Annotated in this window: 16 protein-coding genes, 1 tRNA gene and 2 pseudogenes; 13 read left to right on the forward strand and 6 right to left on the reverse strand. The window is 59.3% G+C overall.

The features are described from left to right. The first annotated feature begins 46 nt into the window (after nt 1-46). The 7 genes from NBH12_RS03995 to NBH12_RS04025 all read left to right on the forward strand — a co-directional run bounded on the left by NBH12_RS03995 (nt 47) and on the right by NBH12_RS04025 (nt 7,635). A tRNA-Val gene (locus NBH12_RS03995) sits at nt 47-120 on the forward strand. A 143-nt stretch (nt 121-263) separates the two neighbouring features. Continuing rightward, complete coding sequence (locus NBH12_RS04000; protein ID WP_106628711.1) at nt 264-1,862, forward strand: DivIVA domain-containing protein; 1,599 nt, start codon at nt 264-266, stop codon at nt 1,860-1,862. Further along, complete coding sequence (dxr, locus tag NBH12_RS04005) at nt 1,859-3,049, forward strand: 1-deoxy-D-xylulose-5-phosphate reductoisomerase (protein WP_003832574.1); 1,191 nt, start codon at nt 1,859-1,861, stop codon at nt 3,047-3,049. Before NBH12_RS04000 ends, dxr begins: the two co-directional genes overlap by 4 nt. Then, a complete protein-coding gene (ispG, locus tag NBH12_RS04010; RefSeq protein WP_003828740.1) occupies nt 3,046-4,269 on the forward strand; it encodes a flavodoxin-dependent (E)-4-hydroxy-3-methylbut-2-enyl-diphosphate synthase in 1,224 nt (407 codons plus the stop codon). The genes dxr and ispG overlap by 4 nt, the downstream gene beginning before the upstream one ends. A 47-nt stretch (nt 4,270-4,316) precedes the next feature. Beyond that, the gene (locus NBH12_RS04015; RefSeq protein WP_003832573.1) at nt 4,317-6,092 is read left to right on the forward strand and encodes an alpha/beta hydrolase family protein; all 1,776 of its coding nucleotides are present in this window, start codon (nt 4,317-4,319) and stop codon (nt 6,090-6,092) included. A gap of 32 nt (nt 6,093-6,124) precedes the next feature. Continuing rightward, nucleotides 6,125-6,844, forward strand: coding sequence for a DNA repair protein RecO (gene recO / locus NBH12_RS04020; RefSeq protein WP_032739514.1), 720 nt, complete (start codon nt 6,125-6,127; stop codon nt 6,842-6,844). A 2-nt stretch (nt 6,845-6,846) separates the two neighbouring features. Beyond that, a complete protein-coding gene (locus NBH12_RS04025; protein WP_032739512.1) occupies nt 6,847-7,635 on the forward strand; it encodes an isoprenyl transferase in 789 nt (262 codons plus the stop codon). 119 nt (nt 7,636-7,754) lie between these two features. On the opposite strand, the gene NBH12_RS04030 is transcribed toward NBH12_RS04025, so the two are convergent. Both NBH12_RS04030 and NBH12_RS04035 read right to left on the reverse strand, forming a co-directional pair. Beyond that, nucleotides 7,755-8,531 carry an ABC transporter permease gene (locus NBH12_RS04030; RefSeq protein WP_014483950.1) on the reverse strand — a complete coding sequence of 259 codons (777 nt, stop codon included), beginning with the start codon at nt 8,529-8,531 and terminating at the stop codon, nt 7,755-7,757. A 67-nt stretch (nt 8,532-8,598) separates the two neighbouring features. After that, nucleotides 8,599-9,666, reverse strand: a complete 1,068-nt coding sequence (locus NBH12_RS04035; RefSeq protein WP_016462411.1) for an ABC transporter substrate-binding protein — start codon at nt 9,664-9,666, stop codon at nt 8,599-8,601. A 259-nt stretch (nt 9,667-9,925) separates the two neighbouring features. Between NBH12_RS04035 and NBH12_RS04040 the strand changes: the two genes are divergently transcribed. Together NBH12_RS04040 and NBH12_RS04045 are read left to right on the forward strand one after the other, a co-directional pair. Beyond that, on the forward strand, nt 9,926-11,137 hold the full coding sequence (locus NBH12_RS04040) for a pyridoxal phosphate-dependent aminotransferase (RefSeq protein WP_250819196.1): 1,212 nt from the start codon (nt 9,926-9,928) through the stop codon (nt 11,135-11,137). Between the two features lie 8 nt (nt 11,138-11,145). Continuing rightward, nucleotides 11,146-11,931 (forward strand): ATP-binding cassette domain-containing protein, encoded by a 786-nt coding sequence (locus NBH12_RS04045; protein WP_025221370.1) that lies wholly within the window; start codon nt 11,146-11,148, stop codon nt 11,929-11,931. A gap of 157 nt (nt 11,932-12,088) precedes the next feature. On the opposite strand, the gene NBH12_RS04050 is transcribed toward NBH12_RS04045, so the two are convergent. Together NBH12_RS04050 and NBH12_RS04055 are read right to left on the reverse strand one after the other, a co-directional pair. Next, on the reverse strand, nt 12,089-12,316 hold the full coding sequence (locus NBH12_RS04050; protein WP_250819197.1) for a hypothetical protein: 228 nt from the start codon (nt 12,314-12,316) through the stop codon (nt 12,089-12,091). Nucleotides 12,317-12,448: 132 nt separating this feature from the next. After that, nucleotides 12,449-14,698 (reverse strand): hypothetical protein, encoded by a 2,250-nt coding sequence (locus tag NBH12_RS04055; RefSeq protein ID WP_502801746.1) that lies wholly within the window; start codon nt 14,696-14,698, stop codon nt 12,449-12,451. 50 nt (nt 14,699-14,748) lie between these two features. On the opposite strand from NBH12_RS04055, the pseudogene NBH12_RS11110 reads away from it, so the two are divergent. The 4 genes and pseudogenes from NBH12_RS11110 to NBH12_RS04070 all read left to right on the forward strand — a co-directional run. After that, nucleotides 14,749-16,590, forward strand: a pseudogene (locus tag NBH12_RS11110) (tetratricopeptide repeat protein); the annotation flags it as partial. A gap of 174 nt (nt 16,591-16,764) precedes the next feature. After that, a pseudogene (locus tag NBH12_RS11115) lies at nt 16,765-18,120 on the forward strand (tetratricopeptide repeat protein); the annotation flags it as partial. Nucleotides 18,121-18,158: 38 nt separating this feature from the next. Then, nucleotides 18,159-20,951, forward strand: a complete 2,793-nt coding sequence (ligA, locus tag NBH12_RS04065; RefSeq protein WP_250819199.1) for an NAD-dependent DNA ligase LigA — start codon at nt 18,159-18,161, stop codon at nt 20,949-20,951. 255 nt (nt 20,952-21,206) lie between these two features. Beyond that, complete coding sequence (locus NBH12_RS04070) at nt 21,207-22,328, forward strand: Mrp/NBP35 family ATP-binding protein (RefSeq protein WP_003828763.1); 1,122 nt, start codon at nt 21,207-21,209, stop codon at nt 22,326-22,328. Nucleotides 22,329-22,797: 469 nt separating this feature from the next. Here the strand turns inward: NBH12_RS04070 and glnA are convergent, their stop codons facing one another. Together glnA and NBH12_RS04080 are read right to left on the reverse strand one after the other, a co-directional pair. Continuing rightward, entirely contained in the window at nt 22,798-24,234 is a 1,437-nt protein-coding gene (gene glnA, locus NBH12_RS04075; RefSeq protein ID WP_003828766.1) for a type I glutamate--ammonia ligase, read from the reverse strand. 303 nt (nt 24,235-24,537) lie between these two features. Then, a complete protein-coding gene (locus NBH12_RS04080; RefSeq protein WP_025221376.1) occupies nt 24,538-25,320 on the reverse strand; it encodes a DUF4191 domain-containing protein in 783 nt (260 codons plus the stop codon). Between the last annotated feature and the right edge of the window lie 9 nt (nt 25,321-25,329).

Raw genomic sequence — 25,329 nt, forward strand, 5'->3', positions numbered from 1 at the left:
GTGCAAGTGACGGCTGTGCCGTCCTTACGCTATTGTTGATACTCGCGGGCAATTAGCTCAGTTGGTTAGAGCGCCACCTTTACACGGTGGATGTCAGGGGTTCGAGTCCCTTATTGCCCACTTTCACTGCGCTTTCGAAATGAGGCCGACCAGTGTCGAGAAGGCCAAAAACTGTGAATTTCCGCCTAAATACACGCGCGCGTCGCAACAATCACGTACAGTTGTGGACAGATTTGTTTATCCAGCAGGAGGTCGATTAGCCGATGGCGCAGGAACTTCGCGAAGGGGACGGCAAGGCAGGCATTGCACGCGCAGGCAAGCGTAAGTGGGGATATGATCCCGCTCAGGTCGACGCTTTTCTAGAGCGGGCCCACGCTTTGTACGACAGTGAGGGAATCAGACTTACCCAGCGTGATATTCAGTCGGTGTCGTTCGACCTGACCAAGGACGGCTATGTGATTGCTCAGGTCGACGCAGCGCTTAATCGTCTCGAGCGTGCGGTGGTCGACAAGCAGACCGCATGGGAGATCGCCCAGCATGGTCGTGTGACGTGGAAGGCACAGACTGAGAACCTGTACCAGCAGATTCTCGAGCATGTGGAACGTGAGCAGGGCGAGCGCTTCAAGCCCGGTGAGGCCAAGCAGCCGTCGTATGACAAGAAGCAGGTCGACCGTCTTACCGATCAGATTGTGGATAAAGCCGCTGCATCCCTCGGCGTCGACGGTGTCACCGAAGACGATGTCCGTGACTTGGCTGATCTCAACGCCGTTTCGGTGAGCAATGTCATCTTCACCCAGCGCAAGGGCAAGAAGGGCTATGACGAGCGTCAGGTCGACTATTTCCTAAACGCGTGCGTCCAGTTGCTCAGTCGTATTGAGTCCTACGCTCGAGTCGGTGGCGCTTCCGCCAACGAGCCAGCCGCTGCTGCGGCCCCGGCTCCCGCAGCAGCGGTGGCAGCCCCGGCGGAAGCCGTTTCGCCACTGTTCGCTGCCAATGCACAGCGCCCGGCTGCCGACGCACGTTTCGCACCTCAGGCCGCCGCCTCTGATGATGCGTTCGATGCTTTGCATCAGGCCGAACAGAATCTGTTTGTGGCTCGTCCTGCAGCTGAGCAGGCCGATAACGCGTCTGCTCCAGCGGCATATCAGCCGGCGTCATACGCACCTGCTTCGTCCGCAGCACCGCAGCCTGTGGTCTCCGATGCACCGTCGTTCGGAGCAAAATCTGCCCCCGCGGCCCCGTCTACTCCGGCGGTTCCTGCGGTTCCTGTGGCTCCGGCAGCTCCGGTGACCCCGGCATCTCCTGCGGTCCCTCCGACGGCTGAGAGCGATTCCTCGCTGGCCGCCTTGGCCCATATGGCGCAAGCCTCACAGGATATCCCTGCGGTGAGCGTGCCGTCTTTTGAACCCAAGATGCCGAGTCTGGGCACGCCGGAAGAACTGAAATTGAACGATATGCCGGCTCCTGTTACTCCGGCTGCCGCACCGGTTACTGCCGCATCCGCCGCTCCTGCAGCGCCGAGCGAAGCCCCTGCAGCACCGGAGCCGCCGCACGCGCAGACGCGTCACCAGCCTGCGCCTGAGACCATGCCGGTCTCCTTTGCGCCGGCCAACAAGCCGGTGCGCACCACCGGATCCGTTCCGATTCCGGTTGCCGACCATTCTGATGATGTGCCGGCCGAGCCCGTGAGCACACCGAAGCCGGCAGCCCAGCCCAGCAAGGATGCCGAGACAAAGCGTCCGGAACAGATTTCCGACATGCCGTTCCCCTCGCTGTTCCCAACCAGCGATGATTTCAATTCAAGCATCCCGGATCTGTCTTTCCCGACGCTGGATCATGATGATACGAAGAAGGAACAGTGAGCGTAGTCTCCAACTCCACCGTCGTAATTCTTGGATCTACCGGATCCATCGGCACACAAGGCCTTGATGTCATTGCACGCCATCCTGAGCGTTTCACTGTCACGGGTTTGGCCGTTGGCGGCGCTCATATCGAATTGCTGGCTCGTCAGGCCGCACAATTCCGTGTACCGGAAGTCGCGGTATTCGACAGCACCAAGATTCCGGCACTGAAAGAGGCGTTGCAGCAGGCCGGTGCCCGCGACACCCGCGTGACCGGTGGGCCGGATGCCGTGATCGCATTGGCCGGTTCCGGCGCGAACGTCGTATTGAACGGCATCACCGGTTCCATTGGTCTCGAGCCGTCCATCGCCGCGCTGAAAGCCGATTCGCAGCTTGCCCTGGCCAATAAAGAATCAGTGGTTGCCGGCGGTCATCTGCTGTTCAGCGCGCAAGTGCGCGACGATCAGATCAATCCGGTTGACTCCGAACATTCCGCCATCTGGCAGTCGTTGCGTTCCGGCACCCATGCCGAGGTCTCCAAGTTGGTGGTCACTGCTTCCGGTGGTCCGTTCCGAGGCTGGAAACGTGCCGATATGGCGAATATCACACCTGAGCAGGCGTTGCATCATCCGACGTGGAACATGGGTCCGGTTGTGACCATCAACTCCTCGACCCTGATGAACAAGGGACTCGAGGTTATTGAGGCTTCCCGACTGTTCGATGTGCCGCCGGACCGTATTGACGTAACGGTGCACCCGCAATCCATTGTCCATTCCATGGTCGAATTCGTGGATGGCGCCACTATCTGCCAGTCTTCGCCGCCGGACATGCGCCTGCCCATCGCGCTCGGCTTGTCCGCGCCTGACCGCATGGACAATGTGGCTGCCGCATGTGACTGGACGCAGGCTGCAACCTGGACGTTCGAGCCGCTGGATAATGAGGCGTTCCCCGCCGTCCAGCTCGCCCGCCATTGCCTGGGTGCATCCGAAAAGCATACGGCCGTGCTCAACGCGGCCAATGAGCAGGCCGTGCACGCCTTCCTCGACCATCGTCTGCCGTACCTTGGCATCGTGGACACGGTGAAGGCCGTGCTCGACCAGATGGATGCCGAACTGCGTGGCAACCCGCTGTTCACGGACGTGGAGGAAATGGGACAGATTGAGCTTGAAGCTCGTCACCGTGCCGATGATTTGATAAACAAACAATGATGAATACCTTGAATACGGAAAAATCTGCCGAAAAACCGTTCCGCAAAACCGGTAATCCGGTCGAATTGACCAGCGAATCGCCGCTGCACCCGCGTCGCAAGTCTCACCGCATCATGGTCGGCTCGGTGCCGGTCGGTGGGGGAGCCCCCATCTCCGTGCAGTCGATGACCAACACGCTTACGGCCAATGTTCCTGCCACATTGCAGCAGATTGCCGAGCTGACCGCAGCTGGTTGCGATATCGTGCGCGTGGCTGTGCCGAGTCAGGACGATGCCGACGCATTGCCGGAGATCTGCAGGAAGTCGCCGGTGCCGATCATCGCGGATATTCACTTCCAGTCCAAGTACGTGTTCCAGGCCATCGATGCCGGCTGCGCAGCCGTACGCGTGAACCCCGGCAACATCCGTAAATTCAATGAAGTCGGCCCCTCGATCTGCAAAGCAGCCACTGATGCCGGCATCTCTCTGCGTATCGGTGTGAATGCCGGTTCGTTGGACAAGGAACTCTACGCCAAATACGGCGGCCCCACTCCTGAAGCATTGGTGGCCTCCGCATTGAAGGAAGCTCACATGTTCGAGGACGTCGGCTTCCATGATTTCAAGATTTCCGTCAAGCACCATGACGTGATCACCATGGTCGAAACCTATCGTCTGCTTGCCTCCAAGGGTGACTGGCCGCTGCACCTCGGCGTCACCGAAGCCGGTCCGGCCTGGCAGGGCACCATCAAATCCTGCCTGGCGTTCGGCGCACTACTCGCCGAAGGCATCGGAGATACGATTCGCGTCTCGCTGTCCGCCCCGCCGGTCGAAGAGGTCAAGGTGGGCTGCAAGCTCCTTGAATACATGGGATTGCGCCCGCGCAAGTTTGACATTATCTCCTGCCCGAGCTGCGGACGAGCCCAGGTGGATGTGATTCAGCTTGCCTCGGCCGTGACCGAGGGGCTGAAGGACGTGACCGCTCCGATTCGCGTGGCCGTTATGGGTTGCATCGTCAACGGCCCCGGCGAAGCCCGCGAGGCCGACCTCGGCGTGGCTTCCGGCAACGGCAAGGGACAGATCTTCATCAAGGGCAAGGTCATCGAGACCGTGCCCGAAGACCAGATCGTAGACACGTTGCTTACCAAGGCGCAGGAAATCGCCGCCCAAATGGAGGCCGATGGCCTGGTTCCCGTCAACGCCACCGGTCCGGTGGTGGTTCCCATTCAGCATCCCAATCGCTGAATGCGCCCCACGGCATAATTACCGTGGAACGGCTACAATAACCTTTCGTGCCACAAGAAGAGCAGCGTCTGACCGTGAAGGCCAAGCCGTGGACCAGCCTCCACCGGCTCATGGTCAGTCTGCCCATCTTCATCATGCTGATGGGCGTGCTGGTCTCTATCTCCAATCTCACTACCGTGCCATGGAATATCGAGCCCACCGGCCAATCCATGGCCACGCTTACCGATGATACGGACGTCACTTTTGCCAATCCGACCGGCGAAGCATTGCCCAGTAAAGGCACCTATCAGGTCAGTGAACGGTATATCACCCTGAATATGACCAGCGACGGCAACCTGACTCAAGAGACCGGAGTGCGCGGCAAGGCCAACAAGAACGGCGTGCAGACCATCAAGGTGCTTATTCGCGAGCCGCAGGGAGCTGCCGGCAAACGACCGGGTGTGGTGTTCATGCACGGTGCCGGTTACGGCACTTGTGATAACTCATTTGGCGATGTGGCCTCCGACATGGCTTCAGCCGGTTTTGTGACCGCAGTACTCGATAAACCAGTTTGGAACACCACCGACGTCAACCGCGACTACATGGCCTCCGCCAAAGCCTATGATCAGGTGATTGCATATTTGCGGCAGCTCGAGAACGTCGACAATGCCAAGGTCGGCATTTACGCCACGTCCGAATCCACTTGGATATCCTCATACCTGCTGCAGGATGACCCGGATGTCGCTTTCCAGATTCTCTTGAGTCCGATGGTATTCAGCCCACGCCAGTCGTTGGGCTTCTTCGTCACCCAGGACTTTACGCTTGCCGGTGCGAATGATGGCTATCAGTCCATTGTCCAGCGTGTGTTCAGCGCGGACACCGATTTGTTCTCGCTGACGAATTTCGATCTTGATACGCTCAAACCTGCCGCCTACGCCGTTCCCACTTTTGTGGCCTATGGGTCGAAGGATGTGATGACCGCACAGGTCGATGGTGTGCGCGCGATTCTGCACAACGCGCACCAGGCCAACAACTGGGATGTGACCGTACGCAGTTATCCCGTGGCCAACCACGTGCTCCGCTTGGGGGACGAGTCGGAGGCTGGAACTCCATTCGCGGATGCCTATGTGAATGACCTGATCGACTGGGCGGTAGGTACCACGGCAGGCTATACGCAAACCAGTGAACGCGTGGCCGGCGCTGGCCTGTACCAGTCGATTGGGTTGCCGGGAGCGTTGAAAGCCCGTCGGGTGGGAACCATATACGGCGTGATCGTGCATGTCGCCGTTGTGCTGCTGCTTATGGCCTCAACGATATTGGGATTGGTAGCGCTTGGCCGCAAGATCGCGTTGAACGCACAGTGGCGGCGCAATCGGAGGGAGGCAAAGCGGGCTGGCATGCTCCTGCCTGCCAAGCCCGTGGTATTGGGTTTCGCCCATGGTTTCGGCGGATCGTTGCTGACGCTTACCCTTACCACGCTGGCCGCGATGCTGATCTTTTTTGCCGGACTAGGCCAAGTGATTATGGGCGTGGTCAAACTTGCCTGGGGTGGCGCGCCCACGGAAACGCCCGGGGTGATGTATTGGAGCTGGCCGGTGATCCAAGTGGTGTCTGTGCTGGTGGTCTGGGCATGGTCTCGCGTGTTCATGAGGCTTATAGAGGTGGCCTGGCATCGTGGCCTTATCCAGTTGCCGCCCAGGCGCGAGGCGGTTCGTAATATCGTCACCGGTGCCGAACCGGTGCTCGCCTCCACTCGACTTGGCCGCGTACTGTTCTGGCTGGTGGCGTTCACTATGCTGAACGTGTTGTTGTTCTTCGCGTTCTGGGGTCTGTTCGTTTACTGACATATGGCGCAAACGTTGCGAAAGGAGGGATGATGCCGCTGTACCGAGATGAAGGCGTGGTGCTGAGAACCGCCAAACTGGGTGAGGCCGACCGCATCATCACCCTGCTGACGCGCGAGCATGGCAAGATTCGAGCCGTGGCCAAAGGCGTACGACGTACTAAATCACGGTTCGGGGCACGCCTTGAACCGTTCATGCGCGTGGATCTGCTTATTGCTGAGGGCCGTTCGCTGGACGTCGTTTCACAAGCTGAATCCGTCGCTTCGTATGGTGCCGCAATAGCTGCCGATTATGCGGCGTACGAGGCTGCCAACGTCATTGTGGAGACCATTGATAAGCTCGTCAGCACCGAGCATGAGCAATTGCCAAACCAGTATCGGCTGCTTATCGGTGCATTGAATGCGCTCGCCAAACATGCTCATGCATCGCAGACCATCAGCGAGTCCTACGTGATGAGGGCCCTGGCGCTGGCCGGCTGGACGCCGCGTCTCGCCACTTGCGTGGTGTGCGGCAAGCCCGAGCGCCGTTACTTCTCCATCGTGTCAGGCGGTGTGATGTGCGAGGCCGACCACACCACCGATGCCCGACGTATCGCGCCGCTTGTATTGAGTCAGCTTGATGCCCTGATTCGAGGCGACTGGTCGGTGCTTGATAACGCGCCATTGGAGCGTATTGTGCAAGAGTTGGTTGAAGATTGGGGGGAGTATTACCTCGAACGGCCGATTCGTTCGCTGCGCTTGATAGATTCATGAGTATGGCTTTTGAGAACGTTGATTACACGTCGTTGGACATCCCCGCAGCTCCGTTCAGCGACCCCTCCCGTATCCCTGATTTCCCCAAAAACAAAGTGCCCCGGCATGTGGGTGTGATTATGGACGGCAATGGCCGTTGGGCCAAGCAGCGCGGCATGATCCGCACCAATGGCCATCAAGCGGCTGAGCCGGTGGTGTTCGACACCATTGCCGGTGCCATAGAGGCCGGTGTGCGCTATCTAAGCCTGTATACGTTCTCCACTGAAAACTGGAAACGATCGCCGCAAGAGGTGCGTTTCCTGATGGGCTTCTCCCGCGAGATTATCCATCGCCGAGTGGCGCAGATGGATGAATGGGGCGTGCGTGTGCGCTGGTCGGGCCGCCGTCCGAAGCTGTGGAAGTCGGTGATTGACGAGCTTGAAGTGGCAATGGAACGCACCAAGAACAACAAGGTCATCGATGTGGTGTTCTGCATCAACTATGGTGGTCGTGCCGAGATTACCGATGCCTGTGCAGCCATTGCACGAGAGGTGCGTGACGGCCGAATTTCCGGAGACCGCGTCACCGAGAAGATGGTTGCCGATCATCTCTATAATCCGGATATCCCTGATTGCGACTTGGTGATTCGCACTTCCGGCGAGCAGCGTACCTCCAACTTCCTGCCGTGGCAGGCCGCGTACGCCGAGCTGGACTTTGTACCTGAACTGTTCCCTGACTGCGGCCGTGAGGTGCTCTGGCGCGCCATTGATAACTACATTCACCGCGATCGTCGATTCGGCGGCGTGAAGTAAAGAACAGCCCTGCGGGCTGTTCTTTCACGCCGCCGAGCCGGGCGCGGTAGTGTGCGGCTCGGCGTGTTGAGTCCGGCGAAGCCGGTCCTAATTGCTGGGGACGTGAAGTAAGGAACGAGCTACTCGCTGATATCCGCGTCGGCTCCATTGCCGAGCAGCAGCCATTCGACCAGTGAAATCAGCCCTAGCAGTATTGCGGTTTCGGCGATCACCACTACAGTGGCGGAGAAGATCAGCGGAGTGCGGAACGAATTGAACGCAGCTTGCAGCCAAATGCCCAGGCCGTTCATTGCGCCCAGATATTCGGCGGTGGCCGCCGTTCCGAAAATGTAGGCGGCCGAGATGCGAATGCCGCCAAAGATCTGGCGTGCGGCTACACGCAGCTTAACGTGCCAGAGTGCCCATGCACGTGTGGCTCCGCAGGTCAGTGCCACATCTTCGTAAAATTGCGGCACGGCGGTCAGTCCACGGGCGGTCTGCACGGCGATGGGAAATACGCCGAACACGGCGACAATAACGATTTTGCCCAGTGGCTCGAATCCGAACCAAATCATGAACAACGGAGCCACGGTAATCAATGGAATGGTCTGTGCGGCCACCAGCAGCGGATAGAACGCACGGTGCAGGGTTTTGGATAGGTACAGCCCGATGCCAATGAGCACGCCCGCTACGATGGCGATGGCAAATCCAGTGAGAGCCTCATATGTGGTGATGGCGGCGGCATCCATCAAATCCGGCCAAGTGCGCACCATGGAGGCGATGATCTGGGTGGGGGAAGCAAGTACACGTTCCGAGACATGTCCCGCGCGTACGGCCGCCTCCCACACCACCAGCAAAAGACCGATGGTAATGGCCGGTGGCGCTATACGCACCAACCACGACTTGAGATTGTTCATTATTTGCCTTCGAAATATATAAATGGCTCCCCTCAAGAATGAGGGGAGCCGGCCTCCCTACAGTCGCTCAGTCCACGTAGTCGTTAGTGGCGAGTTCCTTGGCCTGCGGAGCCTGCTTGGGGTTCTTGCCGTCCTTGTCCTGGTAGGTGCCGGCCTTGTACTGGAAGTCAAGGTAAGGCTGGGCGTCATCGAAGTTCACGGTGCCGGGCAGCGACTTGGCATCATCGGTGGTCCAGTAGCCGTTCTTGACGATCTCTTCCATCGAGGTACGGGTCAGCTTGGAATCCAGCTGGGCTTCCTTGGCCTGTGCCACGAGAATATCGGCGGCCTTGTCCGGGTTGGACAGGGCGTAGTCGTAGCCCTTCTTGGTGGCGGAGAGGAACTTCTTCAATGCGTCGGCGTTGGCGGAATCCTTAAGCCAAGAGCCCTTGACCGCAAAGCCGAGCTGGTCCGGGTTGCCGGGAACGCCCCAATCGGAGGCAACGAAGCAGTTGAGCGCCGGGCCGTTCAGCTCGCTTTCCACACCCTCCCAAGTCACGTAGAAGCCGCCGAAGTCACCCTTGCCGCTAGTAAGGGTCTCGAAGGTGTTCGTGCCGGCGGTGGCGGTCTTGAATTCGCCGGTGCCGCCTGCATCCTTAATCATCTCACGCACCACGGCGTTCTGCTCTGCCGAGCCGAAGCTCACGAAGGTTTTGCCGGACAGGTCTGCCGGCGTCTTGATGTCGGTACGGGAGGCCAATGCGCACCAGCGGGCCACGGGCTTTTGCGTCAGATCAAAGACGAATTTCAGATCGGAGCCTTGCGAGTTGAATGCGGCCACATTGCTCAGCGTGGTGAAACCGACGTTTGCCACACCGTTCTCCACACTGGTTTCCGCGCCGGCCTGAGCGGTCGGCAGAATCTTCACGTTGACTCCTGCGTCCTTGAAGTAGCCGAGCTTCTGGGCCACGTACAGGCCGATATGGTTCGTGTTCGGCGTCCAATCAAGCATGAACGAAACGGTGGGTGTACTGGAATTGCTGGAATCGGCGGTGTTGGCGTTGCCGCATGCCGCAACGGACAGTCCGAGCGTGGCGGCTCCCAACACGGCCACCATCCTGACCAGACCCTTCTTGACTTCAATCCTCATCTTCATGTCACCTTGCCTTCTGCGCATAATGCGCTCAAGGTCTGATGCATCGTAAAGCGGAAAGGTGAGGAGCCCGCGCGAAACATCAAACCGTACGCCACGCGCATAAGCGAGGGCGTGTATTCCAAATGATATCGGCACGGTTGCTGCCACCAACCGCGCGAACGACTCACCAGTATAGCCGTATGGCTGGAAGCGCAAGCATGCTGCTTTGGTCTCGAACCGCGGCAAGGGTCGGGGTTGCCACGCTCTATCGTAGGGAGATATGAGCGTGCATTTCTCCTCCCGAGTGGATATTTCCGATCCGAATCCGATTGCGACCGCCGAGGCTGCGGCCAGGGCAAACGGTACTGCGTTGGGCAAGCTCAATGATTCCAATCCGACGCGGCATGGACTGGCTCCCGCACTGGTGCCGAACGTATATACGGCCGATCCGCGCGGATCGTACGCGGTTCGTGAAGCTCTGGCTGCATTCCTGAACGAAGCCAATGCGGACCGCTCCCAGATGAACGCATCAGCGAATACCGCCAGCAGGGGCGTGAAGCCGGAGCAATTGTATGTGTTGAGCTCCACATCCGAGGCATACTCATGGCTGATCAAATTGTTATGTGATGCCGGAGATGCAGTGCTGGCCCCCAAGCCGGGATACCCGCTGATCGAGTCGATCGCCCGGCTTGAATGCGTGGATACCGTCGAATACCAGTTGCGGTTCGACGGCTCTTGGTTCATTGACGTGGCCGAGCTGGAGCAATTGCTTGACGGACCGAGCGGCGCTCGTATTCGTGCATTGGTACTGATTAATCCGAATAATCCGACCGGATCCTATGTCAAGCCGGCCGAGCGGGAACGTATCGTGACGATGTGCCGGGAGCGAGGCATCGCCCTTATTGCCGATGAAGTGTTCTTTGATTATGCCCTTGAGCCATTTGCCGGCAACGCGCGTTTGGCCGGAGAGCAGGGTGTGCTTACTTTTGCGCTTGACGGGTTCTCCAAAATGCTGGCGGCGCCTCATGCCAAAGTCGGGTGGATTCAGGTGTCCGGGCCGGCCGAGGATGTTGCGCAAGCCCAGCGCCGACTTGATGTCATAGCCGACGATTACCTGCCGATGAGTGACATCATCGCACAGCGGATTCCGGCGCTGTTGGAGGCCGCGACTGAGCAAACCGCGCGTGTGGAGGAACGAGTGCGCGGCAATCTCGCGATTTTGCACGAGCTGCTGGATGCGGACCCGAATGGGTTGGTCAGCGTGCTGCGAGCCGAGGGCGGCTGGAACGTGCTGCTGCGCGTGCCGTCCGTGATTGACGAGAACGAGATGGTGCTGAAGCTCATCGCCGAGCATGGCCTGACCGGACAGCCTGGATATTTCTTTGATATGACCTCCAACGGCTATTTGGCGGTTTCGCTGCTGCCTGAGCCGGAAGTGTTTAGACAAGGCATTTGCGCCGTGCTCGCCACTGTGGAGGCGTTGCTGGCATAATGGGCGGCATGGGATTCTTTTTTCAGTCCAAAGAGCTGCCGCGCCCGGCTTCGCTGACGTTCACCTTGAAAGAAGCCGGCCATACCTATGATGATGGGCATGTTGGCCTTGCGCCCACCATGCTGACCATCAGCGAACAGCGCGTGGCTGTGATCGGCCTGAATGGAGCTGGCAAATCCACATTGTTGGGATTGCTCGATGGCTCTCTTAAAGCCAATATCGGCACGGTTATGGTGTCCGGCGGCAGCGAACAACTGAACCCAGCCGTGAAAAAAGACCTGAAGCGCATTGACGACCTTGTCGGTAAAGTGCGTCGCGAGGAGATTCCGAACAGCTTCTACCGGGCCGCGAATATCTCCGAAGCGGTGTCCGAAGCACTGAAAAAGCACAAGGTGCCGGAGTCCGAACGCCATGCGCGCATCGGCAATCTGTTCGCGCATTTCAATCTGGCACAGGTCTCCAAGGCCAAGGCCAGCGAGCTTGACTCGGAGAAACGACATCTGCTGGCCATTGCCGCCGCATTGAGCTTTGAGCCCAGTGCAATCGTGGCTGACGAGCCCAGCAAGGGTTTGGATGAGATTGGCACCGCACACGTGGCCAAGGCATTGTTCAGCTACAACAAGCAGGTCATCTTCGCCACGCATGACACGGATATGATTCGCCGGCCCGAATACGCAATCGACCGCGTACTCGTACTGGACGAGCACGCGGTCGTGTGCGATGACGCGCCGGCCGCAGCCGTGGCGTTTTATGAGGATCTGATTCGACGCAAGTACGAGGCCTCCAAGCGGTAATGCTCCCCTCAGTCACCTGCGGTGACAGCTCCCCTCAGAGAGGGGAGCCAAGGGTGTGTCGCTCGGTCGCAGGCCGATGCCGCTACGCGAAATAGAAGCCGCGGAAGCCGTACTGGTAGACGCGGTAGGTGTTCGTGCCATACGGGTTCGTCTTGGTTCAGATGTTGTCGACCGTGCGCTCCTTGGCATCGCGCTCGTCAGCCATCTCGTCATCCATCATCTGCTGATATTCAGTGGTGTACACGCTTTCGATTTGCGCGTTGAGCCGCTCTACACGACGTTCCTTGATGGAGGCGCTGACATCATCCTGCGAGAACAGGCATAGGCCAATGGCGATGGCCGCTGCGGATATTTTGAAAACACGACTTCGGACGGCAGTAGACACAGGGAATCCTCATGGTACTACAGATGAACAACGGTGAATTACATCACATACACTATGCCGCGGGTCTTGGAGAAAACTGCCTGCAATACTGGGAATATACTGGACGGCCGGTAGGGTGCGACCGTGGCCTGGCTACAGCAGCGTAAACCAGGACTGAACCTGGTGCCACAGCGCGGCATTATTCGTCAGCATGGCGTCATCGCGGGCGGGAGCAAAGCACCCTAGTATGGCGACGGCCAACGTCCAGATCAGCATGATGAGTACGGTCCATCGCATCAGCCAACGCCATGGAGTGACACGGGCGATGCCGTCGCCGGATGCGGCGTCGTTCGCGCCGGCCAACGAGGTGCTGGGCTCTCGGCCGTTGACCAGCCACAGCAGTCCCGGAATCGAAGCGAGCGCCACCAGCCAGCCGAAATCAGCCAAATATCGCCAGCCCAGACCGCCCACATAACTGTCGAACACCATCAGTACGCCGGCCAGAGCCAGACAAGACATGAGCCAACGACGCATGCCATGCATCTCCAGCTTATGCAGGAACGGCAGCACTAATGCAAGCAGCATCAGCGGCGTGGCGGTGAACAGTGCGCCGACCATCACCTCGTAATAGCCCCAAACCGGCATTGGCGCGGGGGAGACCGCCAACCACGGGAAGTTTCGTACAAATCGCACCGGCAGGAACAGGTAATACCAGACGGTGGCCGGCATGTCGGCAATTGGGGTGGCATAACGGGTCATGTCAGAGACGGTGAATTGGTAGGCGTTGCCGAAGTCGATCAGACTGCCGAAGCGCACTTTGTTCCACAACATCAGCGGAATGACCACAACCAATGCAGGTATCACCATGGCAAGCGGCGCGCGCAACGCTTTGAGCATGGTAATGCGTCGATGCGCAAGATCGCTGATCATAGCGCGGATCTGCGGCCAGAACAGGGCGATGGCCAGCAGGGCCGTGAGCGCAAAGGTCGGCCGGCAACCGAAGTTCGCCGCGATGCATAGGGCGCCGACGGCCAGTCGCGGCAAAGACAGTGGCTGTGCGTCGCCGGCTTGCCAGCGGTCGGACGGTATTAGTGGGCGACTGGATGTATCCGCACCCAGCCAGAACCATAATCCCAGTGAAGTCAACGCCAGAGAAGCGGCGAAGGGCACTTGGTAGAAGTTGGTGCGGTAAGCCAGATAGCCCACTTGCGCCCCGAGCAGCGCACTGACGGTGATGAGCGAGGCGGCGGCCAATGATGTTTTTGGCATCACGCGGTGAATCACACGCAGTACGAGCAGGGAGAAGAAGATGATGAACAGCAGCACCAGGAACTGTTCGGCTGCGGCGGTCGGCAACATTTGCCCGGTAATCAGACGATACGGCACGAACAGCAGCACGGCAGGCAGCACGCCGAAGTAGGAGTACCAGTGGCCTTCGTAATAGGCGTAATCCCAATACATCGGGCTGACCCCATCCTCCAACAGTTTGAGACGAGTCGGCACATCATAGGGGTGAGTGCTTTGGGCCAGTTGGCCGGGTACGTCAAGGTCTAGCCATGGGCGGCCTGCGATTAGGGAATCGGCCACATGACCGTACTGGTCGAAGTCATAGGTGTAGCCGCCTGCGGTATGGAAGGCGAGCGGCATGGCATGCGTGAGCTGCCAGATGATGGAAGCGCCGATGGCCAGTGTCGGAATCGCCGCAATGGCCGCGAACGCCAGCCGCTGGCGTGTGCTGGAGGGATCAAACGTGATACGCCACAATCGAGAGCCGGGCCTCCATATGGCGACCAGCAACGCCAGCGCGGCCATTGCCGCGACGCGGATCCAATCGATGGCAAAAGGCACGTGCACGTTCGCGCGTGCGTCGGTGATCGGCACAATTGCGCCGCGTTCCTCCTGGATCCAGATGCGTACGGTGCCTGCACCCACAGCTTTGACATAATGGCTGCGTGAGGTGCCGGGATTCATCGAAATGGCTTGGCCGGTACTGCCGTTCACATCCACGCGCACATGGATGGTGTCCAGTGGCTTGAACACCGCCTTGTCCCCATTGGCCCGTGATTCGGCCTCGGCCTGTTCGTGAACCGCATCGATGGTGTCGTGCGAGGGGGAGTCGATGCGCAGATATGCTGAAGTGCCGTCTGCGGCCAGTTCGAGATATGCCTTGGTCGGATCGGTGACGGTCAGCATATCGTCATCGGTGCGCACCAGGCCCGGGCCCAAGGTGTTATGCACGGCGTTGGTGTCGGTGCTGGCCCCCAGCGTGCGCCAGAATGGCAGGTTGAAAACGATGCACTCCATGCCGGCGATAATGGCCGCAACAGCCAGTAGCGCCGCAAGCGGGCGCCACGACAATCGGCGGCGTACACGACTGGTGAGATGACTGTCTTCGGAATGCACCCCATTATTCTATAGGCTTTATGTCTGGCAAACAGTAGAGAATGTGAATCATGCCAAAACGTATGTCGAATCACAGTGAACGATCCGGTCCGTCCTTCTTGAGCGGGCTGAAGGATTCGATGAACGCGCTTGCCTCCGATCTGGGCTTATCCAAGCCTCGTCAGGCCAGCACCAACCCGTTTGGCGATGCGTTGAGCGAGGCCAGCGAGCGCAAGGGCGGCATCATCGATGAACTGACCAAGCATGCGGTGCCGCTGAGCCCGGTGGTCAAGAGGCGTTCGTTTCCCGCCTTGGAAAATGTTCCCGAGGGACTGGTGCTGGGATGGGCGCAACTGCCTTCCACGCGGGGGCGCGGATTCTCCTTGGGTATTTTCCCCGATCGGGATCACTTTGCGCAGGTGGCGTTTGCCGATACCCATGGTCGCGTGTTTGTGGGCGCCGATTTGGATATGGACATCCAGGATATGCAGCCGCGCTTCATGTTCGGCAAGGAAAAGGAAGTGACCCTGCCGAACGGTGAGCGGTTGGGCTTTGATGCGGGGCAGACTCGTCGCAATGTGCTGGGCCGGGCGATTCGCAGCAATGGCGAGGTGAAGGCCATCACCGGAGGCGTGATCGGACGTGATGACACCGGTCGTATGACGTGGCTCGCCTCGTGGCTTAAGGCCGGCAACCGGTACACCTTGGAGCAGATGCGCGCCAATCTGCCGGCTGATATGCGTCATGATCTGGAATACCGTGATGCCATGGCCATTGCGTTCTTCGCCGCCTACATGCTGCCGCAAATCAATGGGCTGTTGATAGGTTTTGGTTCCGGCAATATTTTCCGCCGTCTCAATCGCGAGGCTCCCATCGGTGCGATCAGGCGTTCGATTCGCGACACGATGGAGGCTCGTGCGCACGGCATGCGTGCCTCTGGCCTGGAGGATCATTTTGCGGATCTGATGCGCGAGGCCGGGGCTTTGGATAACACGCCGGGTTTGGAAGCCGTGCATGGCGCCGAGCCGCTGCATTTGTATACTTCGACGTACTCGAGCGGCTATTTCTTCACGTGGGATAAGTCGTTGGCCTTCAATCAGGCACTGAAATCCCTGAAAATCGAAGGCAATCTCAATCGTTTTGCCGCGGTGAGCGCCTGGCTGGAGCGCAATTCCTCGCGTGGGCTCAATCCCACGGAAGACACGGTGACCCGTGCCGAGGCCGCGCAGATCGATATGAAGCTCATCGAAAACCCCGCGATTATGGCGCTCAACCCGTATGACGGATCCGATGAACGCCGTGCGGTGCTGAGCCTGGTCAATGCGGCCGAGCACGCCGCAGACCGGATTCGTGAGGAGTTCCCCGACCCAAGGAATGCGGCGCCGAAAGCGGACGAATGGGTGTATCGACAGGCATTGTCGTCCCTGCTGCGCAGATTGCGTCTACCGTATCGGTTTGATGTCGAGTTTCGTTCCCGACTGGATTCGGGGGAAGTGGCCATCGGCTTCACCACGGCGGGCACGTCGATGATGCCGGATAGCAGATATGACACCGAACGGCGCACGTGGAGAACGCTGAGCAGCGTCGAGCGCGCATCGATGAGCGCCTCCTACAACTTGCGCGTCGGCCTGATGATGGCGGCGCTGAGCTTCGGCACCAGCCAAGCCGTGCATCAGGTGTCTCTGCACATCGATTCCATCGGTTTGGAAGAGGCGATTGCCGAGCAGGACTCGGCCATCGAAGAGATGATGAGCGAGGCGTTAAGCGCTTTCGAGCATTTGCGCAGCGGCGATTTGGGACGTGTCAGTTCCAAGGCTGATCCCAAGGATGGCGATTTCCATGGCGATCCGACCCGACCGATCACGCATGAGGAGGCCTTTGGGCAGCCGCCCACTGGCACCGGTGATGAGCAGCCTGCAACGGACGCGGAGACGGATGGGACGGACCCGTCTCAGCAGAATGCCGAAGACAGCGACGACAGCGCATCCATCGACTCCCAGTTCGAAGACCTTATGCGGGGCGTAGATATTGACGAGATGGCTTTCGGCATGGCGTCGGATGACGGCAACGAAACCGAGAATGCGGGTGCGGGTGATGATCCGATGAGCGTGCTGCGCCGTAACCCCACCGTGCGCAACATGGTCACCGTCACATTCGCCAGGGATGCCTTCCTGCAACGTCTCGACACCGATGGTCTTGACCACCCTGAAGAAACCTACCGGATGTTTGGTGCGGTGATGGATGTCGACGGCGAGGGCGGGCTCAAGCCCATCAACGCCGACTTCGACTTGGCCGATAGCCGGTTCTCGCCCGTTGGCTCCCAGGAGGAGCCGGAACTTGCCGACCGTCAGTTCAACGCGTCGACCGCGCGAGTACTGGGTGCGCAGAATAGCGCTGGTCTGGCGATTCAGCGTGTGGACCTGCTGCAGCATGGCGTCAATGCGTTCCACGACATCGCCCGTAATACGGAACTTGATTCCGTGGAGAAAGCGCAGCGGGCCATGCAGATCATCGAGTCCATCAGCGATCCCGAACTGACGGGTCTGGCCTCGCAGGTCACCAGTGCGCTGATTGACGGCAACGATACGCCGGACTTTGCCTTCACCCTTGCCGACGAGCTGGATAAGGAACGTCTGCGCGCTCGCGATCTGCTGTTCTCCGGACAGGCCGATCAGGCCATTGAGATGGCCGAAGCGGCTGCGGCCCGTATGGACCAGATCTTTGCCATGGGCCCTGGGGTGCCACGATACTTCAATTCCTATGCCGAACGAGTGGTGTATAACCGCCTGTTCGCCACATTGGATGAGCGCACGGTTCTGATTCCTGACAATCTGTTCTATGCACATATGGAACTAGCTGATGTGCTGGGACAGCTCAAAGGCGCCAAAGCCGCGATTCCACACCTGAATCGTATGGTGGCCTACGCGCCCGCCTATCCGCTGTCGCACCTGAAATTGGCCATTCAGCTGGCCCGCAATGAGGATTGGGATTCGGCGCGCGCCGCCTGCCTGAATGCCTTGCGAGTGGCTCTGGATCGTGATGATGCGGCGTTCGCCTATTACCGTTTCGCCTATGCGGAGTGGATGCTGGACCGATTCGATACGGCTGCCGCAGCCTACATCATGAGCGACCATATTGCACCTGGAGCAATCGGATCGCTGGAGAGCGAGTTACAGGAGCTGGTCTCCCGAGCCGATTCGCAATGCATCCGTGTGCCGGAATCGGTGGAGAGCGCGGCGCAAGTGTTGTCTTCGCATGATCTGCCGGTCTGGCCGCACATTGAAGTGGCCGGTATCGTGCGTGATGCCGCTCGTGTATGCGTCGATGAGGGCATGTTTGTGCCTGCCCGCACGCTTTCGGTGGCTGTTGCCCGTATGAATGATGGCGAAGGCGACAATATCGACGTTATCCAGGCCCAATTCCTTCGTTCCCTTTCTGCGTAGCCGTTTCAGGGGGAGTTCGCCCGCTAGGATAGACAATCATGAGCACGAACGAACAGTTGGCATGGGATTTCGACGATGGGGGTGCGGCCGAGGTCCGGCCCGACGAAGGCGTTACCCGCTTTGCCCCCGGTTCCGAGCAGTGGGTGGCCGCGCTTGACGCCACCGATGATGACGCGATGCGGCTCGATCGTCTTGACGTCAATACGCTCAATGCCGAGGTCGCGGCGCGTCTGTGGGCTCGTGTGGCCGCTTGGGTGGAGGCCGACCAGATCGCCTACTACATCGATGATGCACCCGTCAGCTCCGATGCCGCCTATGATGCGCGCCTGCGTTGCCTGCAAAAGCTTGAGGCGGCGTTCCCCTCGCTGGACAATCCACAGTCGCCCACCCATCGAGTTGGCGGCTCGTTCTCCAACGATTTCACTTCCGTGCGGCATCCAAGCCGCATGATGAGCCTTGATGATGTCTTTTCCATCGAGGAACTCAAGGACTGGTACGATTCGGTGATTCGCGATCTCGATTGGCCGGACGGCAAGCCGTTGCCAATGAGCTGCGAGGTCAAAATCGATGGTCTGGCATTGAATCTCATCTATCGAGGCGGCGTGCTGGAGCAGGGGCTGACTCGTGGCGATGGCGTCACCGGTGAAGACATCACACTGAACGTGCGCACTATCGGCTCCATCCCGGCGCAGCTTGGTGGGCCTAAAGAGGATATTCCGGACTTCGTGGAAATCCGCGGCGAAGTGTTCATGCGTTGGGATGATTTTCATACACTCAATAGCGAGCAGGAGGATGCAGGCCGAGCGCCTTTCGCCAATCCGCGCAACGCCGCAGCCGGTTCGTTGAGGCAGAAGGATCCGCGCATCACCGCCACTCGCCGGCTGAGCTTCTATGCGCATGGTTTAGGGCAGCTCACTTGGGGACCGGATCATCCTCGTGGCACTCATGACGTGATAGCCGACCAATCGCAAGCCTATGATTTGTATGCCAAGTGGGGCGTGCCGGTCTCTCCTCACAATCGTTCGGTCACGTCCTTCCATGAGATTCTCGACATGATCGATTACTACGGCGAGCACCGCGGTGATATCGAACATGCGCTTGACGGCATCGTCGTCAAGGTCGATGACCTTGGCCTGCAACGCACCCTTGGCGCCACTTCGCGGGCGCCGCGTTGGGCCATCGCCTATAAGTACCCGCCGGAAGAGGTCAATACTGAGCTGCTCAACATCACCGTGCAGGTGGGGCGTACTGGTCGTGTGACGCCGGTTGCGGTGTTGAAACCGGTGTATGTGGCCGGTTCCACTGTGGCTCGCACCACGTTGCACAATGGTTTCGAGGTCAAGCGCAAGGGCATTCTCATTGGTGACACGGTCGTGGTGCGCAAGGCCGGTGATGTGATTCCCGAACTGGTCGGGCCGGTGCTGGAGCGTCGCAAGGGGCGTGAGAGCGAACTGAGAGAATTCGTCATGCCCGAGTTCTGCCCGTCATGCGGCGCGAAACTGGCTCCCGCCAAGGAGGGCGATAAGGATATTCGCTGCCCGAACGTGGAAAGCTGCCCAGCGCAGCTCACCGAGCGTGTGATTTCGTTGGGCTCCCGCAAGGCGTTCGACATCGAGCATCTGGGCGAGCAGTCGGCCATCGCGCTGACCAATCCTGAGGAGAACCGTCCCGATTCTGTGGCGACCTATGCGCCGAATATCGCGGAGATCCTGGTCGCTCCCGGCGAGGAACCGGAACCTTACGAGCCTGCGGCTGGTCTGGAATTGCCTCCCAAGCAAACGCCTGTGCTGTCCAATGAATCAGGCTTGTTCGCTCTGACTGTCGCCGATCTGAAAGATGTGCAGGTATGGCGTGAGGCTGCGATTGTCGAAGTGCATGAAGTGGTCGATGCCAACGGCAGGAAGAAGAAAGTGCGCAAGCGCGTGGGCGGCTCTGGCCTGTGGCATCAGGTGCCCGCTTTCTGGACGGCTCCTACGGCGGCCAAGAGACTTACCGCCAAGCAGTTGGCTGAGCGTGCGCAGGTGGCGACTGCTACGGCTGCTGCCGCGGAGGGAATCGAACCGGCTGTAGTGCAGTCGGCACGGGGGAGTGCATCGGACATCATGCCCGGCTCATCTGGCGAAGCCGCGGTTTTGTCTGATGCGAAGCCGGCCTTTGTCGCATCGCGCTACCCGGAATATGACGTGCCGGCTGATGCGGTTATCGTTCGCGTCGACCACAAAACCACGCGCACGGGCGTCACTGATGTGCCGGTGTATATCAGGCCCGGCGAGAATACGCGCAAGATGTTCGACGAGATGGACAAAGCCCGTCACGCGGACTTGTGGCGTGTGCTGGTGGCATTGTCCATTCGACGGCTCGGGCCTCCCACCGCGCGTCTGATTGCCTCCGCTATGGGTTCGTTGGGTGCCATTGAAAACGCCACGGTCGAGGATTTGACCGCCATCGATGGCGTCGGTCCGGAAATCGCCGAATCGGTGGTGAACTGGTTCGCCGCGGCCCGTGAACCCGGAGACTGGCGTGGCGAGACGTTGCGTGCGTGGCAGGCCGCCGGCGTGGGCGTTGACGTAGCGGAGACCAGTACGCTGCCGCAAACCTTGGCAGGTAAAACCGTGGTGGTCACCGGTTCCTTGGAAGGCTATTCTCGCGACTCCGCCAAGGAGGCAATCATTGAGCGTGGCGGTAAGGCAGCCGGTTCGGTGAGCAAGAAGACGGATTACGTGGTGGTCGGCGAAAACGCCGGCTCCAAGGCTGCCAAGGCTGAGGAACTCGGCATCCCCATGCTCAATGAGGCTCAATTCGCCCAACTCCTCGAAAACGGTAGCATCTGATTTCTTGGCTCCCTTCTCTGAGGCTGGACTGTTTGTAGATGAAGAGCGAACGACAGCGAGCCAGAGGATGCGAACGAAGTTTGTTCATAATTGCGGATGAGCTGTCGCATCAGACGACTGAGGAGAGTAACCATTGCGAGCCAAGGAGTGAATTCTCAACGCAGTCCTGCCCCAGTGTGACTTACTCCACTCTCTCTGGCATGCCGCCGCAACACACGCTAGGGTAGTACAGGTTCTTAAGGAGGATACGGATTTATGAGCGACGCACGTCAGATCGAAGCCGAGATCTATGAACGCCTGAGCAAGGTCATCGACCCTGAGCTTGGCCGTTCGGTCACCGACCTCGGCATGATTGCCGCCATCGAGGCCACGCCTGCTGATGCCAACGTTGACACTGATGCCTATGACGTCACCGTGCATGTCGAACTGACCGTTCCTGGCTGTCCGCTGAGCGAAACCATTACCAACCAGATCAACGGTGCAGTGAGCTCCTATCCTGGTGCACAGCTCAACACCCATATCGAAGTCGGTTCGATGAGCCGCGATAAGCTGGCTGACCTTGTTGCTGATCTCAAGGCCGAACGTAAACAGAACCCGTTCAGCAAGCCCGGAGTCAAGACCCGAATCTTCGCCATCGCCTCCGGCAAAGGCGGCGTTGGCAAGTCCTCGGTCACGGCGAACCTCGCCGCCACTTTTGCGGCACTTGGCTATGACACGGCCGCCATTGACGCGGATATCTATGGATTCTCTCTGCCGCGTCTGTTCGGCGTGCACACCCAGCCCACCAACCTGAACGGCATGCTTATGCCGGTCACCGCATGGGGTGTAAAGCTGATTTCCATCGGCATGTTCGCCGGTGCCGATCGCGCGATTCTCTGGCGTGGTCCCCGTCTGCAGCGATCTTTGGAACAGTTCCTCTCCGATGTATGGTGGGGCGAGCCCGACGTGCTTTTGCTTGATCTGGCTCCCGGCACCGGCGACATGGCCATCTCGGTGGCTCAGGCGTTGCCCAACGCCGAACTCGTGGTGGTCACCACCCCGCAGCCCTCCGCCTCCGACATCGCCGTGCGCTCCGGGCTGGTCGCATTGCAGGTGCCCATGAAGGTGCGCGGCGTGGTGGAGAACATGAGCTACTACGAGCATAAAGGTGAGAAGCTGGAGATTTTCGGCGCAGGCGGCGGCCAGCGCGTGGCCGAGCAGCTGACTGAGGCCTTGGGCTATGACGTGCCGCTGATGGCCCAGCTTCCTCTGGAACCCGAGGTGCGCGAGACCGGTGAGGCCGGACGCCCGGCGGTCCTGACCTCCGAGGGCGCTCTGCGCACTGATGGCATCGGCCAGACCTTCCGCAGCCTCGCCGAGCGCCTTATGGCGCTCTGATCTGCGCAGCGAATGATTCTCGATAAGAAAAGTGTGAGCCTCACATACTTGTAATCGCACATTGAGTTGTGCGAATCATCTATTGGTGGATTTCAGACATCGTCGATGTCAGGTGACATACATTCCGATGAATTCCCTGCGCAACAATTTCTCGAAATAATCCTTGTTTCCGAGAAATCTTTGCACTGACGCTGCCTGAGCGCAAAGATTTCTCGAACAAAACCGCCATTTCGAGATTTTTTGCACTGACAGACGCTTAGCACAAGAAATTCTCCAATGGGCTTTTTCGAGAAATTCTTGCGCTTATGTCCAATTACGTCAGAGGAATGCTTGTTATCCTCATGTGCGTTTGGGCGATAATGTGCATTTGGCTCACACTTTTCCCGCAGTGAACCATTTTGTGTGAGTGCATACGGGAAGACCCCCGACCGTAGAAGCGGTTGGGGGTCTTCTTGATGAGTAGTAGAACTCAGATGTGGAAGTAGAGCTCGTACTCGAGCGGGGTCGGAGCCAGGCGAGCCTGGTCGATCTCGTCGCGCTTGAGGCCAATCCAGGTCTCGATCAGGTCGTCGGTGAACACGTCGCCGGCGGTCAGGAAGTCGTGGTCCTCTTCCAGGGCGTCCATAGCCTCGGCCAGGGAGCTCGGCACCTGCTTGATGCCAGCGTGCTCTTCCGGCGGCAGCTCGTAGAGGTCCTTGTCGACCGGCTCCGGAGGCTCGATGTGGTTCAGGATGCCGTCCAGGCCAGCCATCAGCTGAGCGGAGAAGGCCAGGAACGGGTTGCAGGATGGGTCCGGAGCGCGGAACTCGATGCGCTTGGCAGCCGGGGAGGTACCAGCCAGCGGAATACGGATGGCGGCAGAACGGTTACGAGCGGAGTACACCAGGTTGACCGGAGCCTCGAAGCCCGGAACCAGACGGTGGTAGGAGTTCAGGGACGGGTTGGTGAAGGCCAGCACGGAGGAGGAGTGCTTGATCAGACCACCGATGTACCAGCGAGCCAGGTCGGACAGGCCAGCGTAGCCCTTCTCGTCGTAGAACAGCGGCTTGCCGTCCTTCCACAGGGACTGGTGGCAGTGCATACCAGTGCCGTTGTCGTCGGCGATCGGCTTCGGCATGAAGGTTGCAGCCTTGCCAGCCAGAGCAGCGGTCTCGTGGACAACGTACTTGTACTTCATCAGGTCGTCGCCTGCGTGCTGCAGGGTGTTGAAGCGATAGTTGATCTCCTGCTGACCAGCGGCGGCCACCTCGTGGTGGGAACGCTCGAGGATCAGACCGACCTTCTGCAGGTTGGCGACCATGTCGTCGCGCAGGTCCTGGGTGTGGTCGATCGGAGGAACCGGGAAGTAACCCTTCTTGACGCGGTTCTTGAAGGCGATGTTCGGGGTGCCGTCCTCTTCGGTGTCAACGCCGGAGTTCCACGGAGCCTCGATGGAGTCAACCTCGTAGAAGGAACGCTGCATGGAGTTCTCGAAGCGAACCTTGTCGAAGATGAAGAACTCGGCCTCAGGGGCGAAGGAAGCGGTGTCGGCGATGCCGGTGGACTTCAGGTAAGCCTCGGCCTTGCCGGCGACCTGACGAGGATCGCGGGAGTACGGCTCGTCGGTCAGCGGGTCGACGATGGAGAAGGCCACGTCGAGGGTCTTGTGCTTGCGGAACGGGTCAACGAAAGCGGTCTCAACATCCGGGACCAGCTTCATGTCGGATTCGTTGATGGCCTGGAAGCCCTGAACGGAGGAACCATCGAACGGCATGCCGTCGGTGAAGGCGTCCTTCAGGAATTCGCTAGCCGGCACAGTGAAGTGCTGCTGAACGCCGATAAGATCGGTGAAACGGACGGAGACATACTCGATGCCTTCCTTGTTGATAAGGGCCTCGGCGTCTTCCTTGGACTTGAGTTCGGTCACGGGACCGCTCCTTTCATGTGGAATATAACGGTATCCATCGTAAAATCGCGCGTTTCGCCGGCTCGAAACTTGGGTTACGAGAATGTTTCGTGACTATGGACAGCAGCCGGCAAAGCGCGGTATTCCAAGGAAACGTCGTTACGGAAAGGAAACGTGACCAATCGGGTGAATGAATACGGGCGTCCGCAACGTGGACAGTAGATATTGACAGATGGAGATGATGCTTATAGGGACGAATATAAGAGAATCCCCGCCAACCCAGGAAGGTCAGCGGGGATTCGTTACGGAATATGCGGCAGTCTATCAGCGGCCACGCATTGCGCGGCGGGAGATCTTCTGCGGGCGGTTCGGATCCATGCCCTTGGGGATGGAATAGCCCTTCTTGGACTGCAGCGTGTGCAGGCGCTCGTTCAGCGTCGTCGTCTCGGCCCTGGTCAGCAGGAAGCGGCGGCGCGGGTGAATCTTGGCTACCAGCGCGTTCTTGTGATTGGTGGGCTCGTAGCTCTTGGCTTTGGTCACCGTGCTGCGCAGCTTGTCCAGCGGAACCTGCTTGGGGCCGTGTCCCACGGCAATGCGGTACACGGGAATGGTGGAACCAGCGGTGACTCCCTTGATTTCATGCTCCTGGCGGTCCATGGCCTTCATCACGCGGCCGTACTCGCCTTCGCCGATAAGATAGATGCCATTCATCGAAGTGCCGCGCCAGATGGCGTCCTTGGTCTTCGGGTCGATCCACACCGGCTCCTGCGGGAAGTCGAAACCGGCCTTCTGCATGTTGCTCAGCACGCCGATTGCGGCGCCGGGCTTGCCGTCGATCTGCTTATAACCGACCTTGTCCGCACGGCGGGTGAGCAGCATCATGGCCAGCAGGATACCGAGCATCACGGCGGTGATCATGGTGAAAATCCAGGTCAGCCAGGTCCACTTGGCGATCAGGCCAATAATGACCATGACGACCACGGGCAGCAGGAAAGCGCCGGCCTCGAGCCACGGCAGGGCCTTGTCTTCCTTGGCCGTGTATTTGTAAATCTGGATGATCTGCTTGATTGTGCTCTGCTTCTTGGGCTTAGCGTCCTTTTCCGCCATCACTTCTTC

This window comes from Bifidobacterium sp. M3-N-101, assembly GCF_023656805.1.
Classification (GTDB): domain Bacteria; phylum Actinomycetota; class Actinomycetes; order Actinomycetales; family Bifidobacteriaceae; genus Bifidobacterium; species Bifidobacterium breve.

Excerpts from the sequence above, each read along its gene's own strand:
- ispG (WP_003828740.1), top strand. The coding sequence starts at position 3,046 with ATGATGAATACCTTGAATACGGAAAAATCTGCCGAAAAACCGTTCCGC.
- NBH12_RS04045 (WP_025221370.1), top strand. The coding sequence starts at position 11,146 with ATGGGATTCTTTTTTCAGTCCAAAGAGCTGCCGCGCCCGGCTTCGCTG.
- NBH12_RS04070 (WP_003828763.1), top strand. The coding sequence starts at position 21,207 with ATGAGCGACGCACGTCAGATCGAAGCCGAGATCTATGAACGCCTGAGC.
- NBH12_RS04030 (WP_014483950.1), bottom strand. The coding sequence starts at position 8,531 with ATGAACAATCTCAAGTCGTGGTTGGTGCGTATAGCGCCACCGGCCATT.
- NBH12_RS04025 (WP_032739512.1), top strand. The coding sequence starts at position 6,847 with ATGGCTTTTGAGAACGTTGATTACACGTCGTTGGACATCCCCGCAGCT.
- NBH12_RS04040 (WP_250819196.1), top strand. The coding sequence starts at position 9,926 with ATGAGCGTGCATTTCTCCTCCCGAGTGGATATTTCCGATCCGAATCCG.
- NBH12_RS04000 (WP_106628711.1), top strand. The coding sequence starts at position 264 with ATGGCGCAGGAACTTCGCGAAGGGGACGGCAAGGCAGGCATTGCACGC.
- ligA (WP_250819199.1), top strand. The coding sequence starts at position 18,159 with ATGAGCACGAACGAACAGTTGGCATGGGATTTCGACGATGGGGGTGCG.
- NBH12_RS04080 (WP_025221376.1), bottom strand. The coding sequence starts at position 25,320 with ATGGCGGAAAAGGACGCTAAGCCCAAGAAGCAGAGCACAATCAAGCAG.
- NBH12_RS04035 (WP_016462411.1), bottom strand. The coding sequence starts at position 9,666 with ATGAAGATGAGGATTGAAGTCAAGAAGGGTCTGGTCAGGATGGTGGCC.
- recO (WP_032739514.1), top strand. The coding sequence starts at position 6,125 with ATGCCGCTGTACCGAGATGAAGGCGTGGTGCTGAGAACCGCCAAACTG.